Source organism: Streptomyces sp. NBC_00775, from assembly GCF_036347135.1.
Lineage (GTDB): Bacteria > Actinomycetota > Actinomycetes > Streptomycetales > Streptomycetaceae > Streptomyces > Streptomyces lutosisoli.
In genome coordinates this window covers 812,535-838,790 of the sequence record NZ_CP108938.1, presented here as the reverse complement: position 1 = coordinate 838,790, position 26,256 = coordinate 812,535, and the positions used below count along the sequence as shown (strand labels likewise).

At 70.0% G+C, this 26,256-nt stretch carries 24 protein-coding genes; 12 read left to right on the top strand and 12 right to left on the bottom strand.

The genetic code is table 11. The features are described from left to right. Nucleotides 1-60: 60 nt before the first annotated feature. Nucleotides 61-546, top strand: a complete 486-nt coding sequence (locus tag OIC96_RS03990; protein ID WP_327433952.1) for a PaaI family thioesterase — start codon at nt 61-63, stop codon at nt 544-546. 170 nt (nt 547-716) lie between these two features. Here OIC96_RS03990 and OIC96_RS03985 read toward each other — a convergent pair whose 3' ends face one another. The 4 genes from OIC96_RS03985 to OIC96_RS03970 form a co-directional block, all read right to left on the bottom strand. After that, nucleotides 717-1,556: a siderophore-interacting protein gene (locus tag OIC96_RS03985; RefSeq protein WP_330309269.1), complete on the bottom strand. Its 840-nt coding sequence runs from the start codon at nt 1,554-1,556 to the stop codon at nt 717-719. Nucleotides 1,557-2,190: 634 nt separating this feature from the next. Continuing rightward, entirely contained in the window at nt 2,191-3,003 is an 813-nt protein-coding gene (locus OIC96_RS03980) for a COG4705 family protein (protein ID WP_330309270.1), read from the bottom strand. A gap of 265 nt (nt 3,004-3,268) precedes the next feature. Beyond that, nucleotides 3,269-4,579, bottom strand: coding sequence for an FtsX-like permease family protein (locus OIC96_RS03975; RefSeq protein ID WP_330309271.1), 1,311 nt, complete (start codon nt 4,577-4,579; stop codon nt 3,269-3,271). 4 nt (nt 4,580-4,583) lie between these two features. After that, nucleotides 4,584-5,366, bottom strand: coding sequence for an ABC transporter ATP-binding protein (locus OIC96_RS03970; RefSeq protein ID WP_330309272.1), 783 nt, complete (start codon nt 5,364-5,366; stop codon nt 4,584-4,586). A gap of 167 nt (nt 5,367-5,533) precedes the next feature. Between OIC96_RS03970 and OIC96_RS03965 the strand changes: the two genes are divergently transcribed. The 4 genes from OIC96_RS03965 to OIC96_RS03950 all read left to right on the top strand — a co-directional run bounded on the left by OIC96_RS03965 (nt 5,534) and on the right by OIC96_RS03950 (nt 8,888). Beyond that, nucleotides 5,534-6,214 (top strand): ABC transporter permease, encoded by a 681-nt coding sequence (locus OIC96_RS03965; protein ID WP_330309273.1) that lies wholly within the window; start codon nt 5,534-5,536, stop codon nt 6,212-6,214. Next, nucleotides 6,211-6,882, top strand: a complete 672-nt coding sequence (locus tag OIC96_RS03960; protein WP_330309274.1) for an ABC transporter permease — start codon at nt 6,211-6,213, stop codon at nt 6,880-6,882. Before OIC96_RS03965 ends, OIC96_RS03960 begins: the two co-directional genes overlap by 4 nt. After that, nucleotides 6,879-7,853: an ABC transporter substrate-binding protein gene (locus OIC96_RS03955; protein WP_330309275.1), complete on the top strand. Its 975-nt coding sequence runs from the start codon at nt 6,879-6,881 to the stop codon at nt 7,851-7,853. Before OIC96_RS03960 ends, OIC96_RS03955 begins: the two co-directional genes overlap by 4 nt. A 78-nt stretch (nt 7,854-7,931) precedes the next feature. Beyond that, the gene (locus OIC96_RS03950) at nt 7,932-8,888 is read left to right on the top strand and encodes a hypothetical protein (RefSeq protein WP_330309276.1); all 957 of its coding nucleotides are present in this window, start codon (nt 7,932-7,934) and stop codon (nt 8,886-8,888) included. Here OIC96_RS03950 and OIC96_RS03945 read toward each other — a convergent pair. The 6 genes from OIC96_RS03945 to OIC96_RS03920 all read right to left on the bottom strand — a co-directional run bounded on the left by OIC96_RS03945 (nt 8,855) and on the right by OIC96_RS03920 (nt 14,710). Next, nucleotides 8,855-10,009: a betaine/proline/choline family ABC transporter ATP-binding protein gene (locus OIC96_RS03945; RefSeq protein ID WP_330309277.1), complete on the bottom strand. Its 1,155-nt coding sequence runs from the start codon at nt 10,007-10,009 to the stop codon at nt 8,855-8,857. The genes OIC96_RS03950 and OIC96_RS03945 overlap by 34 nt on opposite strands. Nucleotides 10,010-10,031: 22 nt before the next feature. Beyond that, the gene (locus OIC96_RS03940) at nt 10,032-10,679 is read right to left on the bottom strand and encodes a LutC/YkgG family protein (RefSeq protein ID WP_330309278.1); all 648 of its coding nucleotides are present in this window, start codon (nt 10,677-10,679) and stop codon (nt 10,032-10,034) included. Next, the gene (locus tag OIC96_RS03935; protein WP_330309279.1) at nt 10,676-12,172 is read right to left on the bottom strand and encodes a LutB/LldF family L-lactate oxidation iron-sulfur protein; all 1,497 of its coding nucleotides are present in this window, start codon (nt 12,170-12,172) and stop codon (nt 10,676-10,678) included. Before OIC96_RS03935 ends, OIC96_RS03940 begins: the two co-directional genes overlap by 4 nt. Beyond that, a complete protein-coding gene (locus OIC96_RS03930; RefSeq protein WP_330309280.1) occupies nt 12,169-12,924 on the bottom strand; it encodes a (Fe-S)-binding protein in 756 nt (251 codons plus the stop codon). Before OIC96_RS03930 ends, OIC96_RS03935 begins: the two co-directional genes overlap by 4 nt. Nucleotides 12,925-13,024: 100 nt before the next feature. After that, nucleotides 13,025-14,410 (bottom strand): rhamnulokinase, encoded by a 1,386-nt coding sequence (locus OIC96_RS03925; protein WP_330310395.1) that lies wholly within the window; start codon nt 14,408-14,410, stop codon nt 13,025-13,027. 141 nt (nt 14,411-14,551) lie between these two features. Further along, nucleotides 14,552-14,710, bottom strand: coding sequence for an Arc family DNA-binding protein (locus OIC96_RS03920; protein WP_330309281.1), 159 nt, complete (start codon nt 14,708-14,710; stop codon nt 14,552-14,554). 29 nt (nt 14,711-14,739) lie between these two features. Here OIC96_RS03920 and OIC96_RS03915 point away from each other — a divergent pair, with 29 nt between their 5' ends. After that, entirely contained in the window at nt 14,740-15,963 is a 1,224-nt protein-coding gene (locus OIC96_RS03915) for an RNA-guided endonuclease InsQ/TnpB family protein (protein WP_330309282.1), read from the top strand. A 69-nt stretch (nt 15,964-16,032) separates the two neighbouring features. Here the strand turns inward: OIC96_RS03915 and OIC96_RS03910 are convergent, their stop codons facing one another. Further along, nucleotides 16,033-18,072, bottom strand: coding sequence for a bifunctional aldolase/short-chain dehydrogenase (locus tag OIC96_RS03910; RefSeq protein WP_330309283.1), 2,040 nt, complete (start codon nt 18,070-18,072; stop codon nt 16,033-16,035). Between the two features lie 176 nt (nt 18,073-18,248). Then, nucleotides 18,249-19,409, bottom strand: coding sequence for an L-rhamnose isomerase (gene rhaI, locus OIC96_RS03905; protein ID WP_330309284.1), 1,161 nt, complete (start codon nt 19,407-19,409; stop codon nt 18,249-18,251). Between the two features lie 273 nt (nt 19,410-19,682). On the opposite strand from rhaI, the gene OIC96_RS03900 reads away from it, so the two are divergent. The 6 genes from OIC96_RS03900 (at nt 19,683) to OIC96_RS03875 (ending at nt 26,254) form a co-directional block, all read left to right on the top strand. Then, on the top strand, nt 19,683-21,200 hold the full coding sequence (locus OIC96_RS03900) for a sugar ABC transporter ATP-binding protein (protein ID WP_330309285.1): 1,518 nt from the start codon (nt 19,683-19,685) through the stop codon (nt 21,198-21,200). Nucleotides 21,201-21,255: 55 nt separating this feature from the next. After that, nucleotides 21,256-22,296 carry an ABC transporter permease gene (locus OIC96_RS03895; protein ID WP_330309286.1) on the top strand — a complete coding sequence of 347 codons (1,041 nt, stop codon included), beginning with the start codon at nt 21,256-21,258 and terminating at the stop codon, nt 22,294-22,296. Further along, nucleotides 22,289-23,266 (top strand): ABC transporter permease, encoded by a 978-nt coding sequence (locus OIC96_RS03890; RefSeq protein WP_330309287.1) that lies wholly within the window; start codon nt 22,289-22,291, stop codon nt 23,264-23,266. Before OIC96_RS03895 ends, OIC96_RS03890 begins: the two co-directional genes overlap by 8 nt. A 111-nt stretch (nt 23,267-23,377) precedes the next feature. After that, entirely contained in the window at nt 23,378-24,460 is a 1,083-nt protein-coding gene (gene rhaS / locus OIC96_RS03885) for a rhamnose ABC transporter substrate-binding protein (protein ID WP_330309288.1), read from the top strand. A gap of 32 nt (nt 24,461-24,492) precedes the next feature. Next, nucleotides 24,493-24,813, top strand: coding sequence for an L-rhamnose mutarotase (locus tag OIC96_RS03880; RefSeq protein WP_330309289.1), 321 nt, complete (start codon nt 24,493-24,495; stop codon nt 24,811-24,813). 16 nt (nt 24,814-24,829) lie between these two features. Beyond that, entirely contained in the window at nt 24,830-26,254 is a 1,425-nt protein-coding gene (locus tag OIC96_RS03875) for a BNR repeat-containing protein (RefSeq protein ID WP_330309290.1), read from the top strand. Nucleotides 26,255-26,256: the final 2 nt, after the last annotated feature.

Below are 26,256 nucleotides of genomic sequence, written 5' to 3'. Positions count from 1 at the left end.
ACATCCAGGCCTGACGCTGGCTAGCTTCGAATGCAGAAGCTAGATCATTTGAGGAGCGCCATGGGCAGGTCACGCACAGTCGACTGGGAGGACCCGGCCGTCTCGGCCGGCGCGGTCGGACAGCACAGCGGTCTCGACTTCCTCCGCGAGATGCAGGCCGGGCGGCTCCCCGCGCCCCCGATCTCGGCGACCCTCGGCATGACGCTCGAGGAAGTCGAGTACGGCCGGGTGGTCTTCGCGCTGGTGCCCGGTGAGGAGCACTACAACCCCATCGGCAGCGTTCACGGCGGCGTGTACGCCACCATGCTGGACTCGGCGGCGGGGTGCGCGGTGCAGTCGGTCCTGCCGCAGGGCACGGGGTACACCTCGCTCGACCTGAACGTGAAGTTCCTGCGTCCGGTCACCGTGGACACGGGCAAGATCCGAGCGGTCGGCACCGTCCTCAACAGCGGGCGCCGCACGGCCCTCGCCCAGGCCGAGCTCTTCGACTCCGCCGACCGACTGCTCGCCCACACCACCAGCAGCTGCCTGCTGTTCCCCGTCTGACCGGGCACGGCGAGCCGTGTCGTCGAAGCCCACGAGCGAGACGTTGCCGGATTCGTGTCCAACGCCGTCACGCCCGAGGGGATGGGGGCGCCGCGCTGGTCACCCCCTCACAGCTACCGGTCCTGCCCCAACAGACCCTGAGAGCAGGGGGTAGGGGTGCGGGGAAGAGGTCAAGGCCGGGTTCCCATCCCGGCGCGGCGGCCGCCGGGTGTGCCGGGGCGGGGTGCGCGGCCCGTGCCTTCCTTGCGGTCGAACTCGGACTTCCAGACCCGGAAGCCGTCCTCGGACCTGCCGCGCCGCCAGTAGCCCGAGATGGACACCTGGTCACGGGGCAGGCCGCGCTCGGTGAGCAGGTGGGGCCGCAGCCCGTGCATGACCTCCTGCGCCTCACCGTGGACGAAGGCGTGCACCCGGCCGGGCAGCCAGTCCATGTCCCGTACGGCGGCTTCGAGTGGGTTCTCCTGGTCTGTGCCGCGCCGGTGGACGTAGGTGACCTCGCCGTTCTCCGGCAGAGGGAGGGCGGGTTCGTGCGCGGGGGAGTCGACGAGGGCCACGACCCTGGCCACCGCGTCACGGGGCAGTTCCGCCAGGGCGGCGGTGATCGCCGGCAGGGCCGACTCGTCGCCCACCAGCAGGTGCCAGTCGGCGGACGGGTCGGGTCGGTATCCGCCTCCGGGGCCGTTGACCATGAGCCGGTCACCCGGGGCGGCGGCCGCGGCCCAGGGGCCGGCGACGCCTTCGTCACCATGGACCACGAAGTCGATGGCCATGGTCCCCGACGCGACGTCCGGGAAGAGCGCGGTGTAGGTACGGACGGCGGGCAGGTCCTCGGGCGGCAGCACACGGCGCAGGGCGCGCACGTCGAGCGGTTCCGGGTAGCTGACCCCGGGCTTCGGGAAGACCAGCTTGACGTAGCGGTCCGTGTGGACGCTGTCGGCGAAGGCCGACAGATCCTCACTGTGGAACCACACCCGGCGCAGGCTGGGCGTCATCATCTCTGTGCTCGTCACGGTCAAATGCGTTGTCACCAAGGCTCCTTCATCGACAACACCCCTCAATTCGTCATGCATGTGCCGGCGCATCGTGGGGAAGGGGTGGCCACGGACCGGGGGAGGGGGCCTTCGGCCGCGGCGGGGCGCCGCACCAGGCCGTGGACGATGATCCGGACCGGGACGCGCCGTCCGGGAATCGGCGCGTCGGACGTGGACGCCTCGTCGGACCGTCCTCCTGCGGAGCCCGGCGTGCACCGGGTGTGCCCGGTGTGGTGAAGCGCCGCCTCCGCGCACGACCCTCTCAGCGGCGAAAGGCACCGGCAAGGCCGGCGCGGGGAATCAATGGTTGCGGGGAACGCGTCTGCCGGGCGCCGGCCGTGCCCGCTGGTCAGGCGACCGGGGTCGCGGGGACGTAGCCCGCTCGCGGTCAACGCCACCGACAAGGCCCTCAACCTGCTGGAATCCGCCGCGGCGCCCGGCCACCCGCACCACCTGGGCGACATCGCCGCGGCCGCCGGAGCACCCAAAGCCGGCGCCCACCGCCAAGTGCATCCTCGCCGGCCTGGGCGATGACGAACTCGGTGCGCTGGTGGAGCGGGTGGGGCGCAGAACGGCACCATCCGTCCCCCCCCCCCCCAGGACTCCGACGTGCTTACGCGGCGCCGGGCAGGGAGTCCGCGGTGTCCTGGACATCGCCTCGTGAGACGGCCAGGTAGCCGACGAAGCCGATGATGGCGACGGTCCAGGACACGGTGACGGGTCCCAGCCCCAGGGCGAGGCCGCCGCGGGAGTGGCCGAGCGCCATCCAGTCGGCGACGGAGGCGCCGAGCGGACGGGTGATGACGTACGCGGACCAGAAGGCGGCCACCGCGTTCAGGGAGCCCCAGCGGTGCAGGACGGCCGGGACGGCGATGGCGACGGCGTACAGGACGGCCGAGCCCAGGTAGCCGAGGCCGATCGTGGCGGAGAGGTCCCCGGCGGCGGTGCCGAGCGCGAAGGTGGCCAGCACGGTGGCCCAGTAGAAGATCTCACGGCGGCGGGTGCGGATGCTGTGGATGGAGAGCGTGCGTTCGCACGCGTACCAGACGGCGAACACGGCGGCCAGCGCGATCATGAAGAAGGGCGTCGAGAGCGTGTACGGGACGCCGAGACCCACGTGCAGCACGTCGGCGGCCATCGTGCCGAACACACTGACCATGACGATCGCCGTCCAGTAGATCCAGGCGACATAGCGGCGGACGGCGAACTGCACGGCCAGCGAGAGCGCGAGGGCCACGCCGCCGAGGCCGACGGCGGGGACGGGGCCGAGGTTCTGGGCGAGGAAGTCGGAGGCCGTCTCGCCCATGCCGGTGGTCAGCACCTTGATCACCCAGAAGTAGACGGTGACTTCCGGAACCTTGCTCGCCAGGGCGGTGGCGGAGGGGGCGGCGAGGCGACGGTGACGGGTGAGGTGCTCTGTGCTCATGCCCGCACGATGACATGGCGAACAGACGTTGCCACAGGGGTCTTTGCCATCGCTTGGGGGCTTCTGGTGCAGGAGTTGCCAGGGGCGGCGACGGGCCTGAACACAACCTGAACACCTGAACGGAACACCTGGTCAGCGGCGTGATCGCGGTGATACGAAGAGCGGTTGCCCGGCGGCCGAGGCGACCGCGCGGTGGTGCGCGGGCGTCACCCGCCGATGGGGCACCCGCTCGGGCGGGTGCCCCATCGGCGCATCGGGCGTCCGGTCACGCGGCAAGCGTCACCGCCGCCACCGCGGGCGTCCGCAAGGAGCGCCGGGCCGTGAACAGGCTGGTCCCCAGTGTCACCGTCGCCGCGACCGTCACGACGGCGAGCCAGATTCCCAGGCCCCGGCCCGGCCATGTCGTGTCCGTACGGACCAGGGTGAACGGGAGGATCCCCGCGAGCCCGGCCACGGTGCCCAAGAAGACTCCGGTGACCGTCAGGATCACACCTTCGGTGCCGACCATGGCGAGCACCTGGCCCGGTGTCGCACCGGCCAGCCGCTGCTGGCCGAACTCCTGGCCGCGGTAAGTCGTCGCCGCGTACAGGGAGTTGATCAGCATGACGCAGGAGAAGACCACGATGATGCCGACGACCACGAGGTTGAGGGTCTGAAGGTTCTTGGCGTCGATGGACTTGGGTACGCCCGCGGCGTCGATCGCCTCGTTCTCGGCCGCCTGCATGCACAGCGTCGCCGTCGCCATGCAGGTGAACAGGATCAGCGGCATCAGGACGCCGGACAGCTCGTCGGCGCGCCGCCGTAGATTCCGTACGGCCAGACTGCCGCTCGGGCCCGGCAGCGGGAGCCGGTCGAGCAGCCCCTTCAGCAGCCTCGGGGACAGCAGCGCGAGCCCCACCGACAGCAGGATCGCGCCGTACGCGGGAGGCGCCATCAGCGCGGCGTCGTTCGCGGAGAAGGCGAAGGTCGAGCAGACGGCCACGACGCCGACGGTCAGGGCCGCGTACGTGAAGAACTTCCGTGCCCCGCCCCGGGGTTGGCGCCGCCGCGTCGCCCGTCGCACCGCGAGGAACGCCGCGCCCGCCGCCGCCGGCACCGTGATGCCGATGCCCGACACGAGGGCGATGGGACCGAAGGAGTAGTCCACGGACCGCGCCACCTGACCGCTGTCCTGGAAGACGGTGAGCAGGGCCCGTCCGCCGAGCATCGCGGGACCGGTCGCCAGTACCGAGCCCACCAGCGCGACCGCCACCGACTCACCGACGACCATCCGCCTGATCTGCGCCGGAGTCGCCCCCGAGCACCGCAACAGCTCCATCTCGGCGCCGCGTTGACGGACATTCACCGTCAGCGTCGAGGCGACCGCGAAGAACACCAGCAGGGTGCCGTAGCCGCCGACGACACTCGCCGCGGTGGACAGCGACTCCGCGCTCACCGGGTCGACGCCCGACTGCCCGGCCGTGTCGTGCATCGAGTTGAACGTCATGATGATCGCCGCGCCGAGGAACGCGGACAGCAGCGTCGCCGTGAAGCGCCCGGGGCGCTTGCGGATCGAACGCAGGGCCAGAGCGAACATGACCTCACACCCCCAGCAACGCGTCGTCGCCCAGGTGCGCCAGGCGCTCGGCCACCGCGTCCACCGTCGGCGCCTGCATCCGGCCCGCCGGCCGTCCGTCCGCGAGGAACACCACGGAGTCGGCGTACGAGGCGGCGACCGGGTCGTGCGTCACCATGACCACGGTCCTGCCGTGCACCCGTACCGCCTCCTGCAGCAGGCGCAGCACATCGCGCGCACTGCGTGTGTCCAGCGCACCGGTCGGTTCGTCCGCGAAGATCACCCGGGGCTCGGTGACCAGCGCACGGGCGATGGCCACACGTTGCCGTTGTCCTCCGGAGAGCTGGTCGGGCAGGTGGCCGAGCCGGTCACCGAGACCGACGGCCGTCAGGATCTCCTGGACCCGTGCACGGTCGACGCGCCGCCGGGCGAGCCTGAGCGGCAGGACCGTGTTCTGCGCGACGGTCAGCGTCGGCAGCAGGTTGTACTGCTGGAACACGAAGCCGATCCGGCCGCGCCGGAACCTCGTCAACTCGGCCTCGCCGCCGCCCGTCATCTCCGCGCCGTCCACCATCACGATGCCGCTGTCGGGCCGGTCGAGCCCGGCCGCGCACTGCAGCAGCGTGGACTTGCCGGACCCCGAGGGCCCCATCACGGCGGTGAACGTGCCCCGCGCAAGGCTGAGCGTCACCCCGTCCAGGGCGGTCACGGCGCTCTCCCCGGCGCCGAACGTCCTGCTGACCTTGACCAGCCGCAGAGCCTCCGGGGCGGGTCCCGAGTCGTGCGTACGTCGCGCTTGGCGAAACATCGTCATCACTCTCCGTCCGGCACGCCCTGTGCCTCGCCCACGACGCTACGGAGAGCCGGGCCGGGCCACATGGGGCGCAGAACCCGTATTCCGGGGTGTACTCAGTGACACCCCGTACGGGTCACCAGAACGCGCCGACCTCCCGGCGGCCCCGATGCAATGGACAGATGACGGCGCCCCCGGACGACTGCCTCGCGCGCAACGAGTGGATCTGCGGCGAGTATCTGAGCACGCGCCGCCAGATCCTCCTCGACGCCGTCGGCCAGCACCTCCAGCTCACGGCGGTCTCTGTCCTCATCGGGCTCGCCCTCGCGGTGCCGCTGGCCGTGCTCGCCCGCCGCTGGGGCTTGGCGGCGGGTCCGGTCCTCGGGGTGACCACGGTCCTCTACACGATCCCGTCGCTGGCGATGTTCTCGCTGCTCCTGCCCGTCTACGGACTGTCGGGCGCCCTGGTCGTCGCGGGCCTCGTCCTCTACTCGCTGACCCTCCTCGTACGGAACATCCTCGCGGGCCTGCGCGCCGTTCCCGAGGACACCCGGCAGGCCGCGCGTGGCATGGGATACGGGCCCATCCGGCTGCTGCTCACCGTGGAGCTGCCGCTCGCGGTGCCCGCCGCGATGGCCGGGCTGCGGATCGCCACCGTCTCGGCCGTCTCGCTGGTCACGGTCGGCGCGATCGTCGGCTTCGGCGGGCTCGGCAACCTCATCTACGCGGGCATGAACACCTACTTCAAGGCCCAGGTCCTCACCGCGTCCGTGCTGTGCGTCGTCATCGCCGTCGCTGCCGACCTCGTCCTGCTCGGCGTGCAGCGGCTCATCACCCCCTGGACCAGGGCGGCCCGCGGATGACCACCCTGACCGACGCCTGGGACTGGCTCACCGACCCCGCGCACTGGTCGGGCGACGACGGCATCTGGCACCGCCTCGCCCAGCATCTCGTGCTGACCGTCGTCTGTCTGATCGTCAGCTGTCTGATCGCGCTGCCGGTCGCCCTCGCCCTCGGCCACCTCGGCAAGGGCGGCGCACTCGCCGTCAACATCTCCAACGTCGGCCGCGCCGTCCCCACCTTCGCGGTCCTGGTCCTGCTGCTCCTGACCCCGCTCGGCAAGTACGGCGAGGGCCCGACCGTCGTCGCCCTCGTCCTGTTCGCCGTGCCGCCCCTGCTCACCAACGCGTACGTCGGGATGCGCGAGGTCGACCGCGACGTGGTGCGGGCGGCACGCGGGATGGGGATGACCGGGCGACAGATGCTGTTTCACGTGGAACTGCCCCTTTCGCTCCCGATGGTGATGAACGGGGTACGGATCGCCGCTGTCCAGCTCGTCGCGACCGCCACCATCGCCGCGCTCGCGGGCGGCGGCGGGCTCGGCCGGATCATCACCGCGGGCTTCAATCTGGCGAGTACGCCCCAGGTCGTCGCCGGTGCCGTCCTCGTCGCCGTGTTCGCGCTGATCGTCGAGGGGATCTTCGAGGTCACGGAACGGCTGGCACCGCACTGGGTGAGGGGCTCGCGATGAGCCGTCGCCTCGCGCCGCACAAGGGGCTCGCGACGAGACGGCGCGGCGCCGCCCTGCTGACGCTGCTCCTGCTGAGCGGCTGCACCACAGGCCCGGCCCTGGAGAACCAGAGCGCGGTCACCGCCGCGCCCGGCGACAGCAAGCACCTGACCATCGGCTCGGCCGGCTTCACCGAGAGCGACCTGCTGGCCCAGATGTACGCGCAGCTGCTGAACCAGGCCGGCTACCGGACGTCCATGCTCACCGTCGCCAACCGGGAACTGTACGAACCCGCCCTGGAATCGGGCCAGATCGACGTCGTCCCCGAATACGCGGCCACCTTCGCGGACTGGCTGAACGCCAAGACCAACGGAGCGGGCGCGCCACCCGCGGGCTCGCCCGACCTCGACACCACGATGGCCGCCCTGCATGAACTGGCCACGCCTCGCGGCCTCACCGTCCTCGACCCCGGCAGGGCCGTCGACCAGAACGCCTTCGCGGTGACCGGGGAGTACGCCCGCGAGCATCACCTCAAGACGCTCGGCGACCTCGGAAGGTCCGGCCTGGAGGTGCGGCTCGCCGCGGGCGACGAGTGCGTGCAACGGCCGTACTGCGAACCGGGGTTGAAGAAGACGTACGGCATCGACATCACCGCCGTCGACCCGAAGGGTGTCGGCACCACCCAGGCGAAGCAGGCCGTGCAGAGCGGCCAGGACCAGATGGTGCTGACCACCACGACGGACGCGACCCTGGACGACTTCGGGCTGGTCCTGCTCGCCGACGACAAGCACCTGCAGAACGCCGACTACATCGTCCCCGTCGTCAACCGCTCCCGCGCGGGCGGCGAGGGCGTCACCAAGGCGCTCGGCAGGCTCAACGACGTACTGACCACCGCCGATCTGGCGTCCATGAACCAGCAGGTGGACAGCTGGCGACGGCTGCCGGCGGACGTGGCGCGGACCCGTCTCAAGGACAAGGGCCTGCTGAAGTGACAGGTCCGTGACGTCCGTGACCGGACTGGTGCGGTGCGGTGGGTTCCCGCCAGGGCCGGTCCTCGGTACACGTTCTCCATGGGGGATTACGGGGGATTCCGCCGGACATGGCGGCAGACATTACGTGAAGCGGTCCTGGGGGCCCGCACCGACACCAAGGCCGACGGGCTGGCGAATCTCGTCGAGCCCGGCCGCGAGACGGCGTACGAGCGGTTCGAGAGCGTCTATCCCAAGCAGCAGGTGCAGCTTCAGCTGCTCTACGGCGCATCGCAGCGGGCCTTCGAGTCGCAGACCAGACAGTCGCTGCGGATCACCGTCGGCAGCGTGCTGAGCAACGTGCTGCGCGACGGGCGGCTGACCGACACCGAACCCGACCGTCACCTGGCCGACTATCTCCACAAGGAGATCTCAGGACTGCGGGCGCGCATCGACGAGGACTGCGCGCTGGCCGTCAGCCGTGGCCTCAACGTGGGGCTCAGTCTGGGGGCGCTCATCAGCGTCGTGCTGCTGATGGTGCCCTTGGTGGTGGGAGCCGCGGGGCTGCTCGACCTGTTGCGGGTCGAGGTGGGCTGCACCGACCGCTGGAGCCTCATGGGCGCCTTCGTCTGCGGAGGAGTGGGGGCCTTCGGCGCGGTGCTCAGCGTGCTCGTACGGCTGCGCAACAGCGGCGAGGAGTTGACGCGCCGCAGGACGAACGGCGACCGGGGTGCGGTCGCTCCCGGCCAGCTGGCCCGCGGTATGCGGCACGAAGGCGTCTACCGGGTCTTCGTCGGCTGGATCCTGGCGCTGGCCGTCTACTTCCTGCTCAACGCGGGTTTCATCACCCTGTTCGACATGCCCGCCACGCCCGCCGAGATCTGCGCCGACAACACGGAAGGACAGGGCACCGCCTTCTGGGGTTTCTGGTGCGCCGTCGGTTTCCTGGCGGGCTTCAACGAACGCTGGGCCTTCGGACTCCTCGACCGCTCGAACCGGCCGGACCGCACCGCCCGGTCCACGACTCAGGCGTCCGCCACCGAGTCGAACTCCACCTGACCCCGCGGCACGCCGCGCGCGTCCGCGTCCACCGAGCGTCGCAGCGCCTCGTGCAGCTTCGCCGGGGTCAGCACGCCGAGGAAGCGCGCCCCGTCCAGCACGGCGACCCAGCCGGCGTCGTGCTGGAGCATCACGCCGAAGGCCTGCTTCAGCGGGGCACCCACCGGTACCCACGAGTTCATATGGTGGGCGAGGTCGCCGACAGCACCGCCCGCCCCGAGCTCGTCGACGCCGACCCATCCGTGCAGATCGCCCTGCGTGTCGAGCACGACGGCCCAGCGCGCACCCTCCGCGTGCAGTCGGGAAGCCGCCTGCGCGGCGGGTTCGTCCAGGCGTGCGATCGGTGGCTGCTCCAGGTCGTCGACCTCGATCGTGGTGACCGACAGCCGCTTCAGACCGCGGTCGGCGCCCACGAACTCGGCGACGTACGGCGTGGCGGGCGTGCCGAGCACCGCGCCGGGCGTGTCGAACTGCTCGATGCGCCCCTGCCCGTACACCGCGATCCGGTCGCCGAGCCGCACCGCCTCCTCGATGTCGTGCGTGACCAGCAGCACCGTCTTGCGCACCGCCTGCTGCATCCGCAGGAACTCGTCCTGCAACTGCTCGCGCACCACCGGGTCGACGGCCCCGAACGGCTCGTCCATGAGCAGCACGGGCGGGTCGGCGGCCAGCGCCCGCGCCACCCCGACCCGCTGACGCTGACCGCCCGACAGCTGGTCCGGATAGCGCGATCCGTACGTCTTCGGATCCAGGCCCACCAGATCGAGCAGTTCGGCGGCGCGCGCCCGTGCCTTCGCCTTCTTCCAGCCGACCAGTGTCGGCACGGTCGCCGTGTTGTCGAGAATGGTCCGGTGCGGGAACAGGCCGGCCTGCTGGATGACATATCCGATGCGTCGCCGCAGCCGCACCGGGTCGACGGTGGCGATGTCCTCACCGTTCACGAGGATCCGTCCCGACGTCGGCTCGATCAGCCGGTTCACCATCATCATGGTCGTCGTCTTGCCGCAGCCCGACGGACCGACGAGCGTGACGAGTTCACCCTCGGCGACCTCGAAAGAGAGACCGTCCACGGCGGTCGTCCCGTCCGGATAGCGCTTGGTGACCTGCTCGAACCGGATCATTCCCTCACGCTAACCGCGGCCCTCACTCCCCGCTCACCAGCACCACCTCCAGGGTGCGCGGACCATGCACCCCCTCGACCCGGTCCAGCTCGATGTCACTGGTCGCCGACGGCCCGGAGATCCACGTCAACGGGCGGGCCGGGTCGAGGCGCTCCAGGGCCTGGGGCACGGAGGAGACGACCTGGTCGGGGACCCGTACGACACAGATGTGATGGTCGGGGACCAGGGTGATGCGGCGGCGGCCCTGGTCGGGGGAGCCGTCGAGGACGAGGGTGCCGGTCTCCGCGATCGCCACCGCACACGCCGTGACCACGCTGTCGACGGCGTCCAGCTCATGCGGCGTGTTGTCGAGCCGGTCGGGGACACGCGTCACCTCGGTCGCCGCGAGCCACGCCTCGTCCAGCCCCGCCGGTACGACCACCGACGCCGAACCCCGCTCGGCGAGCAGCCCGGCGATCGTCGCCGCCAGACCGTCGGCGTCGCAGTGGTGCACGAGCGCGCGATAGTCCGCCAGGTTCTCGGCGAGCAGATCCACCGTCTCCGCGACACTCCGAGCCCCGTGCTCGCGCAGATAACTCCGGTCGACGGCCTGCTCGTACGGCGTGTCGTCCTGTCGTACGTCGGCGATCGCCCGCCGCACCCGGCCCAGGATCACATCCCTGCTGCTCACTTCGCCTCCGCCTCCTTGCCGCCCTGCGTACGCTGCCACCAGTCGCGGAACGGCTCCGCGGGCACCGCCGGCAGATCACGGGTCTCGCTCCACGCCCTGCCGGGGCCCGGCAGGGTCCGCGGATGGAAGCGGCGTGTCCGCGAGGCGAGCCGCTGGCCGGTGCGCAGCGCGCCGGGATGGCTGAACGCCCAGCGCGCCGCCCGCATCGCCGCCCGCTCGGCGGCATGCCCCTTCGCGGGCTTGAGGACGACCCTGTTGCCGCCCCGTGTGGCCTGACCGCCCTCGGCGACCCGTTCCCGCAGATGGACGAGGACTTCCGGGATGTCGATGGCGACCGGGCAGACCTCGTAGCAGGCACCGCACAGCGTGGAGGCGTAGGGGAGTGAGGCGTCGATCTCGCTTCCGGTGCCCCGGAGCTGGGGGCTCAGGATGGCGCCGATCGGGCCCGGGTAGACCGAGCCGTAGGCGTGACCGCCCGCCCGCTCGTACACCGGGCACACGTTGAGACACGCCGAGCAGCGGATGCAGCGCAGCGCCTGGCGGCCGACCTCGTCGGCGAGCGTGTCGGTGCGGCCGTTGTCGAGGAGGACCAGGTGGAAGGTCTGGGGTCCGTCCCCTTCCCCGGCTCCGCCGTCCCTCGTGCCCGTCCAGGTCGAGGTATACGGGTTCATGCGCTCGGCCGTCGAGGAGCGGGGAAGCGTCTGGAGGAACACCTCCAGGTCCTGCCAGGTTGGCACGATCTTCTCGATCCCGACGACCGAGATCAGGGTCTCGGGGAGCGTCAGGCACATACGGCCGTTGCCCTCGGACTCCACCACGACGAGCGTGCCGGTCTCGGCGACCATGAAGTTGGCGCCGGAGACACCGACCTTGGCGCGCAGGAACTTCTCCCGCAGATGCAGCCGGGCGGCCTCGGCCAGCTCGGCGGGCGTGTCGGTCAGTCCCTCGGGGGCCGGCCGGCCCCACTCGCTCATCTCACGGGCGAAGATGTCGCGGATCTCGCCGCGGTTGCGGTGGATCGCCGGGACCAGGATGTGCGACGGCCGGTCCTTGCCCAACTGCACGATGAGTTCGGCGAGATCGGTCTCGTAGGCGTGGATGCCCTCGGCTTCGAGGGCCTCGTTGAGTCCGATCTCCTGCGTGGCCATCGACTTGACCTTGACGACCTCCGTCTCGCCGGTCATCTTGACCAGTTCCACGACGATCCGGTTGGCCTCGTCGGCGTCGGCGGCCCAGTGCACGATGCCGCCGGCCGCCGTGACCGACTCCTCCAACTGGACGAGATAGTCGTCGAGATGACGCAGGGTGTGGTCCTTGATCTGTTTGCCCGCCTCGCGCAGCGCGGCCCAGTCGGACACCTCCGCGACCGCCTTGGCACGCTTGGAGCGGATCGTGTGGGTGGCGTGGCGCAGATTGCCGCGCAGGGTGGCGTTATGCACCGCTTCGTGCGCGGCCTTGGGAAACGCCGGCATGCCGACGAAGGTCCCGCTCATACCAAGGGCTCCTCTTCCGTGCTCGCCAGGATCTCCGCGATGTGCACGGGCCGCATGCCCGTGTTGAGGCGGCCCATCGTGCCGCCGATGTGCATCAGACAGGAGTTGTCGGCGGCGCACAGCACATCGGCGCCCGTCGACTCGGCGTTGCGCACCTTGTCGGCGCCCATCGCCGCGGAGACATCGGAGTTCTTGACGGCGAAGGTGCCGCCGAAGCCGCAGCACTCGTCGGCGCCGGGCAGCTCGCGCAGTTCAAGTCCCTTGACGGCCTGGAGCAGTCGGCGCGGCCGGTCGCCCAGACCCAGACTGCGCAGGCCGTGACAGGTGGGGTGATAGGTCACCGTGTGCGGGTAGTACGCCCCGACGTCCGTCACACCGAGGACGTCGACGAGGAACTCCGTGAGCTCGTACGTCTTCGGTACGACCGGCGCCAGCGTCTGGGCCAGGGTGTCGCCACGCCCCTCGGCGCGCGCCCGCTCACCCATCCGCGGATACAGCTCCCGCACCATCGCCCCGCACGAGCCGGACGGTGTCACGATCGCCTCGTACTCCCCGAAAACATCGGAGAAATGCCGGGCCAGCGGCTCGGCCTCATGGCGATACCCGGTGTTGTAGTGCGCCTGCCCGCAACATGTCTGACCCATCGGGAAGTCGACGTCGACACCCAGCCTGGTCAGCAGTTTCACCACGGCGCGGCCGGTGTCCGGATACAGCGTGTCGTTGACACAGGTCAGGAACAGAGCGACACGCATCGCGGCTCCTCGTTCTCGATCATCGGATGAGTGCAGACTACGCGGCCGGTGCGCGGTACGGGAGACACCGCGCACCGCCGCGTACGCGCCTCGCGGTTCATTACGGGGCGAGCCTCGCCTCGGCCGCCCGCCAGGCCGCCGTGTCACCCCGCGGCTCGTACCGCCGCAACGGCTGGGTACGGGCGAGCAGTTCACGCATCTCCGCGCGGTCGCCCACCAGCCCGTGGGCCCGGGCCTGGACGAGGACGTTGCCCAGCGCGGCCGCCTCCGCCGGACCCGCCACGACCGGCAGGCCGCAGGCGTCGGCGGTCAGTTGGCACAGCAGGGCGTTGCGGGTGCCGCCGCCGACGATGTGCACGACGTCGACCGGGTGGCCGGCGAGCGACTGGGCCTCGGTGACCGCCCGGCGATGGGCGAGCGCGAGGGAGTCGAGGATGCAGCGCGTGACCTCGGCGGGCGACTCGGGCACCGGCTGCCCCGACTCCCGGCAGGCGTCGGCGATCCGGGACACCATCCGGCCCGGTGCCAGGAACGCCGCGTCGCCCGCGTCCACGACGGACCGCAGCGGCGCGACCTCGGCGGCGGCCGACAGGAGATCCCCCAAGTCGGGGTGTCCCCATTCCCGTACGCACTCCTGGAGCAGCCACAGCCCCATGATGTTCCGCAGATAGCGGACCGTGCCGTCGAGGCCCAGCTCATTGGTGAAGTTGGCCGCCCGGCTCGCCTCGGTGAGCACCGGCGCGTCCAGCTCCAGGCCCGCCAGGGACCAGGTGCCGGTGCAGATGTACGCGAACCGCTCCCCGGTGGCGGGCACGGCGGCCACCGCCGAGGCGGTGTCGTGGGAACCGACCGTGGTCACCGGGACCGGACCGGTCAGCCCGGTCTCCTCCAGCACGTGCGGGAGCAGCAGACCCGCCGGGTCGCCGGGGCGGCGCAGCGGCGCGAACAGCTTGAGGTCGATGCCGAGCCGCGTCGCCAGGTCGTACGACCAGTCGCGCGTGCGCGGGTCGATCAGCTGGGTGGTCGAGGCGTTGGTGAGCTCGGTGCCCGCCTCGCCCGTGAGCCAGTACGTCAGCAGGTCCGGGACGAGCAACAGGCGCTCGGCGGAAGCGAGTTGTGCCGAATGGCGGGCCGCCGTCAACTGGTACAGCGTGTTGAACGGGGCGTACTGGAGCCCGGTCGCCGCGTACAGCTCGGTGGCGGGCACGGTGGCCCACACCTTCTGCGCGACGCCCTCCGTGCGGGCGTCGCGGTAGTGCACCGGGTTGCCGAGCAGCGCCCCGTCGGCGTCCAGCAGGCCGTAGTCCACGGCCCAGCTGTCGATGCCGACCGAGTCGACCTGCCCGGCCGCGCGCAGACCGTCGAGGACGCCCGCGTACAGGGAGAGGATGTCCCAGCGCAGGCCTTCGGGGACACGCACCGGGCGGTTGGGGAAGCGGTGCGCCTCGGTGAGTTCCAGGGTGTCGGGGCCGACGCGGCCGACCATGACGCGTCCGCTGGACGCGCCGAGGTCGACCGCGGCGTACGACTTCGCAGCCGTCACCGGGTTCCTCCGAGGATGCGCCGGCCTTCAGGTCGGGGAGGGATCGGACCTCTGCGGAGCAGGGCGGGGAAAGGTGAATCGCCGTCAGGGCGATTCGCTGTCTGGCTCGACGGTGGTGCGCTCGCCCTCCAGGCGGTACACGATCTCGGAGTTGAGGGACCTGCGGGCGGACTTGGCCTGAGCGGCCAGCCAGGCATGAAGGTCGGCGGGCAGTCTGAGCGTGATGCGTACTTCATCGGTCATGTCCCGAATCGTAGTGGTAGTTTGGTGTCATGACGACACCAGCGGCGGTGGAGGGTATCGGGCATGCCCGGTACACCTACCGGCTCCGCGTGTCGTCGACCGCTCGCCCGCGGTTGCTTGCGGAGTGGGACCGGTGCCGGTGGGTGTGGAACGAGTGCGTGGCCAAGTCCCAGGCCGTGCACGCGCACAACAAGGCGCCCCCCGAGGACAGGCAGACCTGCGGTCCGGCCCAGCTCGACATGATGCTGACCGATGCCCGCGCGAGAACGCCGTGGCTGCGGGAGGGTGCCAGTGTTCCGCAGCAACAGATCATCCGGGACTTCGGCAAGTCCCGCGCGAAGGCGCAGAAGGACATCAGGGAACGCCTGCCGCAGCGGCAGCGGGCCGGGATGCCGAAGTGGAAGAAGAAGCGCGAGGCCGACCCGACACTCAACTACACCAAGCGCGGGTTCCGGCTGAAGGACGGCCGCCTGTACCTCGCGGGCGGCATCGCCCTGACCGTGGTGTGGTCGCGCGAGCTGCCCGCCGCCCCGTCCAGCGTGCGCGTGTACCGCGACAGCGTCGGCCACTGGTACGCCTCCTTCGTTGTCCCCGCCCAAGCCCAGCCGCTCCCCGCAACCGGCCGCGTGATCGGGATCGACTGGGGCGTCAAGGAGACCGCCACCACCACCTCGGACGCTCATGACCTCCCCCATGCCCAGCACGGCCGGAAGGCCAAGGCGAAACTGTCGCGGTACGACCGGATGATGGCCCGCCGCAAACCCGCCAAGGGACAGGCTGCGTCGAAGGGCTACCGCGAAGCGAAGAAGCTGCGGGCGAAGGCGTACAAGAACGTCGCCCGGCAGCGGCAGGACACCGGCCGTAAGTGGGCCAAGGGTGTCGTGACCGACCACGACGCGATCGCCGTGGAGGACTTCCGCCCAAAATTCCTCGCCAGAACCACCATGGCCCGCAAGGCCGCCGACGCCGCCATCGGCGCCACCAAGAAGGCCCTGCTGGAGATGGGCCGCAAGCACGGGCGGGACGTCCGCCTCGTGCACCCCGCGCACACCACCATGGACTGCGCATCGTGCGGAGCGAGAACCAAGCACGCACTTCCTCTTTCGGAACGTACCTTCACCTGCACCGCGTGCGGAACCGTGTCCCCCAGGGACAAGAACTCCGCCCGCGTGATGCTCGTCCGGGCTGGTCTGAACCCGGCTGGTGTCGAGGGCGTGAGACCTCCCGGAGCGCTGCTCCAGGAGGCAGCCTGAGCCAGGATTCCTCTCCCTTCAGGGAGGGGAGCAGTCAATTGAGTCTCCGTGTCACCCGCGTCACCCGCGTCACCGAAGGAACGCGGCGGCGACGCCGGCGTCGACCGGGACGTGCAAGCCCGTGGTGTGCGTCAGCTCTCCGCCCGTCAGGGCGAACACCGCGTTCGCGACGTGCTCCGGCAGCACTTCCCGCTTGAGGATGGTCCGCTGGGCGTAGAACTCGCCCAGCTTCTCCTCCTCGATGCCGTACGTCGCCGCCCGCTGCGCGCCCCAGCCGCCCGCGAAGATCCCCGAGCCGCGCACGACCCCGTCGGGGTTGACGCCGTTGACCCGGATCCCGTGTTCGCCCAGCTCGGCGGCCAGCAGGCGCACCTGGTGGGCCTGGTCGGCCTTGGTCGCGGAGTAGGCGATGTTGTTGGGGCCGGCGAAGACCGCGTTCTTGGAGGCGATGTAGATGATGTCGCCGCCGAGGCCCTGCCGGGTCATCACCCGGGCTGCCTCGCGCGAGACGAGGAAGGAGCCGCGGGCCATGATGTCGTGCTGGAGGTCCCAGTCCTTCGCGGTGGTCTCCAGCAGCGGCTTGGAGATGGAGATGCCCGCGTTGTTGACCACCAGGTCCACCCCGCCGAAGGCCAGCACCGCCGCCTTGAACGCCTCGGCGATCTGTTCCTCGGAGGTCACGTCGACGGTGACGGCGACGGCCTTGTCGGGACCGCCGAGGGCCGAGGCGACCGCGTCGGCGTTCTCCCCGTTCAGGTCCGCGACCACCACGCACGCGCCCTCGGCCACCAGCCGCTCGGCGATCGCCTTGCCGATGCCGCTGCCCGCGCCCGTCACCAGCGCCACCCGCGTCGCGAGCGGCTTGGGCTTCGGCATCCGCTGGAGCTTGGCCTCCTCAAGAGCCCAGTACTCGATCCGGAACTTCTCCGACTCCTCGATCGGCGCGTATGCCGAGACGGCCTCGGCACCGCGCATCACGTTGACGGCGTTGACGTAGAACTCGCCGGCCACGCGCGCGGTCTGCTTGTCCTTGCCGAAGGAGAACATGCCGACACCGGGCACGAGCACGATCGCCGGGTCGGCGCCGCGCATCGCGGGGGAGTCGGACAGGGCATGCCGCTGGTAGTAGGCGGCGTACTCCTCGCGGTACTCGCCGTGCAGCTCGTTCAGCCGGGCGATGGCCGTGTCCAGGTCGGCGGCCGGCGGCAGGTCGAGGACGAGCGGCCTGACCTTCGTCCGCAGGAAGTGGTCGGGGCAGGAGGTGCCGAGCGCGGCGAGCCGCGGGTGCTCGGCGCGGGCGAGGAAGTCCAGGACGACGTCCGCGTCGGTGAAGTGACCGACCTGCGGGCGGTCCTGGGAGGCGATGGCCCGGATGTACGGGGCGAGGGCCGCGGCCCGCTCCCGGCGCTCGGCCTCGGACAGGGCCTCGTACCCCTCGACGACCGGCCCGAACGGCTCCGCCTTCCCCTGCTCGGCCAGGAACGCCTCTGCGGTGCGGATGATGTGCAGCGAGTTGCGCTCGCACTCCTCGGCGGTCGCGCCCCACGCGGTGATGCCGTGCCCGCCCAGGACACAGCCGATCGCCTGCGGGTTGGCCTCCTTGACCGCCGCGATGTCCAGGCCGAGCTGGAAGCCCGGCCGGCGCCACGGCACCCACACCACGCTGTCACCGAAGCACTCGGCGGTCAGCTTCTCCCCGTCGGCCGCGCAGGCCAGCGCGATCCCGGAGTCGGGGTGAAGGTGGTCGACGTGCGGCGCGTCCACCAGACCGTGCATCGCGGTGTCGATGGACGGCGCCGCGCCCCCTTTGCCGTGCAGGCAGTAGTCGAACGCCGCGACCATCTCGTCCTCGCGCTCGACACCCGGGTAGACGTCCTTCAGCGCCAGCAGCCGGTCCAGCCGCAGCACGGCCAGCCCCGCCTCCGTGAGCGTGCCGAGGTCACCGCCCGACCCCTTGACCCACATCAGCTCGACATCACCACCGGTCACGGGATCGGTATCGGTGCCTTTCGCGGACGCGTTGCCACCGGCGTAGTTGGTGTTACGGGGGTCGGCGCCGAGCCGGTGCGACCGTGCCAGCAGAGCGGCGGCCTCGGGATGGGTTGCCATGGTGTTCTCAGTCCTTAGTAGATCAAGAGGGTGGATATCTCAGCCGCGGGCCGAGGGGAGCGCCCCTTCAGGGGCGCGGGGCTGCGTCGTCATGCGGCTCCGCCGCGTGGGCGCGACCAGCCACATCCGGCCCGCAGCCTGCAACCGGCGTCACCCGGCAGACGCGATGCAGCCCGCTACGCCCCCCAACCCGCCTGCTGCCCACCCACCCGCTCCGCGGCGATCTTCTCCGCCCACCCGCAGCGGCGGTACGCGGCAACCGGGTCCGGGTCCAGCCCGAGCTCGGCGCGGACCTCGGCCAGTAGCGGCCGCACGTCAGTGTTGTACGCATCCATCAGCACAGCATTCGCCGCCAGCACATCCCCGCTCCGCTGGGCCTCGCCGAGCGCGGAACGATCGACGAGGAGCGCCTTCGCCGTGGCCTCCTGGACGTTCATGACGGAACGGATGATCGCCGGGATCTTCGCCTCGATGTTGTGGCACTGGTCGAGCATGAAGGCCACATCCGGCGTGAACCCACCCCCACGGATCACCTCGTACATGATCCGGAACAGCTGGAAGGGATCGGCGGCCCCCACCATCAGGTCGTCGTCGGCGTAGAACCGCGAGTTGAAGTCGAACCCGCCGAGCTTCCCCTCCCGCAGCAGCGTGGCGACGATGAACTCGATGTTGGTGCCGGGCGCGTGGTGTCCGGTGTCGACGACGACCTGCGCCTTGTCGCCGAGCTTGAGGCAGTGCGCGTACGCCGTGCCCCAGTCGGGGACGTCCGTCGAGTAGAAGGCGGGCTCGAAGAACTTGTACTCCAGCAGCATCCGCTGGTCGTCCCCGAGCCGCTCGTAGACCTGGGCCAGACCCTCGGCGAGCCGGTCCTGGCGCTCACGGAGGTCGTCCTGCCCGGGATAGTTCGTGCCGTCCGCGAACCACAGCTTCAGGTCCTTGGACCCCGTCGCGTCCAAGATGTCGACGCACTCGAACAAATGGTCGATGGCCTTGCGTCGCACCGCCGCGTCCGGGTGGCAGATGGAGCCGAGCCTGTAGTCGTCGTCCTGGAAGGTGTTGGAGTTGATCGTGCCCAGCTTCAGGCCGCGGTCCTCCGCGTACTTCGCCAGGGCCGCGTAGTCGTCGACCTTGTCCCAGGGGATGTGCAGGGCGACGGTCGGCGCCGCCCCGGTGAGCTCGTGCACCTTCGCGGCGTCGTCCAGCTTCTCGAAGGGATCGCGCGGCACTCCGGGTTGAGCGAACACCTTGAAACGGGTTCCCGAGTTCCCGTACGCCCATGACGGCGTCTCGACGGCCTGGGTCTTGAGCGCGGTCTTCACCGCTGCGAGCTCGGTCACTTCGGGGCTCCTACGACTTCGAATGTGAAAGGGCTTCTTGAAAGCTCACTCTGAAACGATTCAGGAGCCGAAGCTATGAGCCCCCCGAAGGGCTGTCAACCCCTGCGGCGCAGGCCGTTGACCGTGACTCGGTTGTGACCGTCGGGCATCGAAAAATTTCGACACGAACCCATTGACGCGACCTGGGTGACCTGCCTAACGTCCCGGCAACCCAATTGAAACCTTTCACGACGCTGTGAGGGCAGTCCTGCCGGCGTCGTCGAGGAGCCCCTCATGACCCACCCGTCCGATACGGGACCGGCCCCCGTGCTGGCGCTCAAGGACATCTCGAAGTCCTTCGGCGCCGTACGAGCCTTGCGGGACGTGTCCCTGGAACTGTTTCCCGGCGAGGTGCACGCGCTCGCCGGAGAGAACGGCGCGGGCAAGTCGACCCTCATCAAGACGCTCGCCGGCGTGCACCGACCGGACGCCGGTCAGGTGCTGCTGGACGGCGAACCCACCGTCTTCCACGGTCCCGCCGACGCCCGCGACGCGGGCATCGCGGTGATCTACCAGGAGCCCACGCTCTTCCCCGATCTGTCGATCGCCGAGAACATCTTCATGGGCCGTCAGCCCCGGCGGGCGTTCGGCCGGATCGACCACAAGGCCACCCACGCGGCGACCGCCGCCCTGATGAAGCGCCTCGGCGTCGAACTCGACCCCGACCGTCCGGCGCGCGGTCTGTCCATCGCCGACCAGCAGATCGTCGAGATCGCCAAGGCGCTCTCCTTCGACGCCCGCGTTCTGATCATGGACGAGCCGACCGCCGCCCTGACCGGCAGCGAGGTGGCCCGGCTCTTCGGCGTCGTCCGCGCCCTGCGCGAGCAGGGCTCGGCGGTGCTGTTCATCTCGCACCGCCTGGAGGAGATCTTCCAGATCTGCCGGCGGGTCACGACCCTGCGGGACGGCGCCTGGATCTCCAGCGAGCCGCTGGAGGGCATGACGGAGGACGACCTGGTACGCCGGATGGTCGGCCGCGACCTCGACGAGCTCTACCCCAAGCAGGACGTCGAGGCGGGCGAGGTCGCCCTGAGCGTGCGCCGGCTGACCCGCGAGGGCGTCTTCACCGACGTCTCCTTCGACGTCCGGCGCGGCGAGATCGTCGGTCTCGCCGGACTCGTCGGCGCGGGGCGCACGGAGGTCGCCCGGGCCGTGTTCGGCGTCGACCGCTGGGATGCAGGTGAGGTCGAGGTCGACGGCACAACGCTGACCAACGGAGCGCCCTCCACGGCCATGGCCGCCGGGCTCGCCCTCGTCCCCGAGGACCGGCGCGCCCAGGGTCTGGTGATGGACATGTCCATCGAACGCAACATCGGCCTGACCGGGCTGCGTACGACGGTCAAGGCGGGCCTGATGGACCGCGGCGCCGAACGCAGCCGCTCCCTCGACTGGGCGGTCAAGCTCCAGGTGAAGTACGCCCGGATCGCCGACACCGTCTCCACGCTCTCCGGCGGCAACCAGCAGAAGGTCGTCCTCGCCAAGTGGCTCGCCACCGGCCCCAAGGTGCTGATCGTCGACGAGCCGACCCGCGGTATCGACGTCGGTACGAAGGCCGAGGTGCACCGGCTGCTCAGCGAGCTGGCCGCCGACGGGGTGGCCGTCCTGATGATCTCCTCCGACCTGCCCGAGATCCTCGGCATGGCCGACCGCGTGCTCGTGATGCACGAGGGTCGGCTCACCGCCGAGATTCCGCGCTCCGAAGCCACCGAGGAAACCGTGATGGCCGCAGCCACCGGGAGGGCCGCCGCATGACAGTCATGGAGAGGGCTGCCCGTATGACCCCGAACATCCCCCGGAGGGCCGCCGTATGACGGTGACCGCGCCCAACCCCGCTCCCGCCGCCGAGGTGCCCAGGTCGAGCGGCACCCGGCTGGTGGACCGCGTCTTCAAGATGCGTGAACTCGCCATCCTGGTCGTCTTCCTGGTGATGATCGCCATCACCCAGATGGGCAACAGCCAGTTCCTGTCCGAACAGGGCATCAAGGACCTGCTGCTGAACGCGACCATCCTGGTGCTGGTCGCCACCGGCCAGTCGTTGGTGGTGATCACCCGGAACGTCGACCTGTCGGTCGGCTCCACGCTCGGCATCAGCGCCTTCGCGGCCGGCACCTATCTGCAGGGCGGCGGAAACCCCGTGGTGGCCGTCCTCCTCGCGGTGCTGCTCGGCGTCGGCTGCGGACTGGTCAACGGGCTGCTCGTCAGCCTCGGTCAGGTGCCCGCGCTCGTCGTCACCCTCGGCACGCTCTACATCATCCGCGGCATCGACTCCATCTGGGTCGGCTCCCGGCAGATCACGGCGGCCGACCTCCCGGGCGGCTTCGTCGACTTCGGCTCCGGCGGCATCTCGGCCGTCCCGTACCTCGCCCTGATCGCCCTGGCGGTGCTGCTGGTCACCGCGTACTACCTCAAGCACTTCGGCAGCGGCCGAGAGCTGTACGCGCTGGGCTCCAACCCCGAGGCCGCCCGGCTCGCCGGCATCCCGGTCCGCAAGCGGATCCTGACCGCGTACGTCGTCTGCGGCGGGCTCGCCGGACTCGCGGGCGCGATGTATCTCGCCCGGTTCGGCAGCGTCGATTCCAGCACCAGCACCGGCTATGAACTCACCGTCGTCAGCGCGGTCGTGGTCGGCGGTGTCGTCTTCACCGGCGGCTCCGGCAGCGTCTACGGCGCGGCCCTCGGCGCACTGCTGCTGACCTCCATCAACAGTGTGCTGCCCGCCCTCGGCGTCAGCTCCGTCTGGGTGCTCGCCATCAACGGCATCCTGCTCATCCTCGCCATCGCGGTCGACCGGATCGTCGCGCTGCGCGTGGCCTCCGCCCTGAAGAAGAGGAACGCCCGCCATGGCTGACTCCGCTCTCGCGCGCGCCGTCCGCTGGGACACGGTCGTGGGCGCCCTCCTCATCGTCCTGCTGCTGTTCTCCTTCGGCTTCGTCGACGGCTTCGGCAACGCCCTCAACCTGTCGTTCCTGATCGGCAACACCCTGCCGATCGCGCTGGTCGCCCTGCCGATGACCCTGCTGGTGGTGGCCGGTGAGATCGACCTCTCGGTCGCCTCCACGGCAGGCCTGTCGGGCTCGGTGATGGGCGCCCTGTGGAACCAGGGCATGTCGATCGAGTCGATCATCCCGCTGTGCCTGCTGCTCGGCGTGGTGTGCGGGCTGGTCAACGGTCTGCTGGTGACCCGGCTCGGGCTGCCGTCGCTGGCCGTCACCATCGGTACGCTCGCCGCCTACCGTGGCATCGCGCAGATCGTGCTCGGTCAGGACTCGGTGACCGACTTCCCCACCCAGTACCTGGACTTCGCGGCCGGACGCCTCGGGAACACCTTCCTCCCGCAGGCCTTCCTGCCCTTCCTGGTGCTGCTGGCCATCGCCGTGGTAGTACTGCACGCCACCCCGTTCGGACGCTCGGCCTTCGCGATCGGCGCCAACGAGGAGGCCGCCCGGTTCGCCGGCATCCGCGTCAAGCGGCAGAAGCTGATCCTCTTCGTCGCCACCGGCGTCATGGCTTCCCTGACCGGCGTCTTCTGGACGCTGCACTACGCCAGCGCCCGCTACGACAACGCCACCGGCCTCGAACTCTCCGTCGTCGCGGCCGTGCTGCTCGGCGGCATCGACTTCGACGGCGGCAAGGGCACGCTCGGCGGCGCGATCGCGGGAGTCTTCCTGCTCGGCGCGCTGCAGAACGTGATGAGCCTCCTGAATGTCTCCGCGCAGTCGCAGATCGTCGTCACCGGCGTGCTGCTCGTCGTCTCCGTGCTCGGCCCCCGGGTCGCGCGGCAGATCTCCCTGGCAAGGGCGGGCCGCAAAGCCGCGTAAGCGCTCCGCTGGATCGGCCGTTCGAAAAGCCGCCGGCCGTCCGTGGCTGGTCGCGCAGTTCCCCGCGCCCCTTCGGGGCGCACCCACTCATCCCCGGTAAAGGACCCCGCCATGCGCAAGTCATCGATCCGTCGCAGTTGCGCGGCGCTCGCCGCCGTCACCTCGCTCGCCCTGGCCGCCACCGCCTGCGGCGGCACCACCAAGAACGACGTCAAGGACGAGGGCGGCTCGGCCGCCGCGACCGGCAAGGCCGACCCGAACGCGGCCACCAAGAAGGGCCTGACCGTCGGCTTCCTGCCCAAGCAGGTCAACAACCCCTACTTCACCTCCGCGGACAAGGGCGGCGAGAAGGCCCTGACGGAGCTGGGCTCCACGTACAAGGAGGTCGGCCCGAGCAGCGCCACCGACACCTCCGGCCAGGTCAGTTACGTCAACACGCTCACCCAGCAGCAGGTCGACGCGATGGCCGTCTCCGCGCAGGACCCGGGCGCCCTGTGCACGGCGCTCAAGCAGGCCATGACCAACAAGATCAAGGTCGTCACGTACGACTCGGACACCAAGCCCGAGTGCCGCAACGCCTTCGTGTCGCAGGCCAGCGCCGAGGACCTGGGCCGTACCGAGGTGCAGCTGCTCGCCGAGCAGATCGGCTACAAGGGCGAGATAGCGATCCTCTCCGCCGCGCAGACCGCGACGAACCAGAACACCTGGATCGACTTCATGAAGGACGAGCTGAAGGGCTCCAAGTACAAGGACGTCAAGCTGGTCAAGGTCGCGTTCGGCAACGACGACGCCCAGCAGTCCTTCCAGCAGACCCAGGGCCTGCTCCAGGAGCACCCGAACCTCAAGGGGATCATCTCCCCGACCACCGTCGGCATCAAGGCGGCGGCCCAGTACCTGTCCGGCTCCAAGTACAAGGGCAAGGTCAAGCTGACCGGCCTCGGCACCCCCAACGACATGCGCAAGTACGTCAAGAACGGCACCGTCGACGGCTTCGAGCTGTGGGACCCGGCGAAGCTGGGCGAGCTGGCCGCGCGGACCGCCGTGGCGCTGTCCTCGGGGCAGATCACCGGCAAGGAGGGCGAGACCTTCAAGGCCGGTGACATGGGCTCCTTCACCATCGGCAAGGACGGCGTGATCAGCCTGGGCAAGCCGACCGTGTTCAACGCGAAGAACATCGACCAGTTCAACTTCTAGACGTTCACCTTGTAGGGCCCGGAGGGTCATTGATGCAGCGTGTGTGCTTTCTGCTGAAGGTCCGTGCGGACCGCCTCGACGAGTACCGCGAGCGGCACGCCGCCGTGTGGCCCGAGATGCTTCAAGCGCTCTCCGCCACCGGCTGGCACAACTACTCGCTCTTCCTGCGCGAAGACGGCCTGCTGGTCGGCTACTTGGAGACCGAGGACTTCGCGGCCGCACAGGCAGGCATGGAGGCCACCGGCATCAACGCCCGCTGGCAGGCGGAGATGGCGCCGTTCTTCGAGTCGCTGGACGGCGCCAGACCCGACGAAGCCATGAAGCCCCTCACCGAAGTGTTCCATCTAGCCTGACCAGGAGCTCCGCACGATGAGACGACGCACACTGCTCACGACGGCACTGCTGGGCGCGGTGGCAGGCCCCGGTCTGGGAGCCGGTACGGCGCGGGCGGCCGACCCCGGCCCGTCCGTCACGCTGACCGGCACCACCCAACTCGACGCCCAGGCCCTGTTCTTCGTGTCCTACGACGGCCTGGTCAACAACAACTCGTTCCAGAAGAACGGGCTGTTGACCTACAAGGGCTACCAGTACGCGGCCTGGTACACCACCGACCGCAGCGCGGTCGTCGCCCGCCGGGTGCTCGGCGCGTCGAGCTGGTCGACGGTCACCCTCGCGCACACGCTCAAGAGCTCCGACTCGCACAACGTCATCTCCATGGGCGTGTCGAAGACCGACGGCCGGCTGCACCTCAACATGGACTCCCACAGCGACGGCTTCTTCTACGTGAAGTCGGTGGCGGGCCTGCTCGACAACCCGGCCTCCACCAGCTGGACCTCCGCCGTCTTCGGCTCCGTACAGACAACCCTCGACGGCCTCGCGCTCACGACGCAGTTCACCTATCCGCAGTTCATCTCGACACCGGAGGGCAAGCTCCAGCTCAGCTATCGCGTCGGCATCTCCGGAAACGGCCGCAACGCCCTCGCGGAGTACGACGGTTCGTCCTGGACGGCTCTCGGGGAGTGGTCCAGCTCGACCGGTACGTACACCAGCTCGCACGGCTCCAGCACCGTCCGCAACATGTATCTGCACGGCATCGACTACGACGTCAACGGCCGGCTGCACTCCTTCTTCACCTGGCGCGAGCAGAACGCCGCCGTGATGTGCAACAGCGGCGGCATCACCAACCACGACACGGGCTACGTCTACTCCACCGACCGCGGCCGCACCTGGCGCAACGACGCGGGCACCCTCGTCGGCACCACCGGGGCGTCGGACACCGTCGCCGTCACCGACAGCGGACTCGTCATCGACTCCCTCAACCCCGACCACTCCCTGATGAACCAGGAGAGCCAGGCCACCGACTCCACCGGCCTGCCGCACGCGATCATCAGCTACGTACCCGGCCGCTTCGGCCAGTGCACGACCAACTACGTCACCGACCGGACGGCCAACGGGCGCGCCTTCCACGTCCGCAAGAACTCCTCCGGCACCTGGACCAAGACGGAGATCCCGATCGCCCTGAACTCCAGCCAGCGCACCAAGCTGGTCCTCGACAAGTACGACAACGCGTACGCGATCATGCCGTTCGGCCGGATCGCCGGCGCCTCGAAGTCGTCCGGGTACACCGACTGGGCGCTCCTCTACGACGGCAGCGCCCTCAACGCCTTCGGTGAGGTCGTGATCGACGAGATGCGCGTCTCGCAGGATGGAACGCTGTCATTCATGTACCAGGAGAAGTCCAGCGGTACGACGCCGTCGGCCCTGCACGTCGTCGATTTCAAGTTGCCTTCGTGACC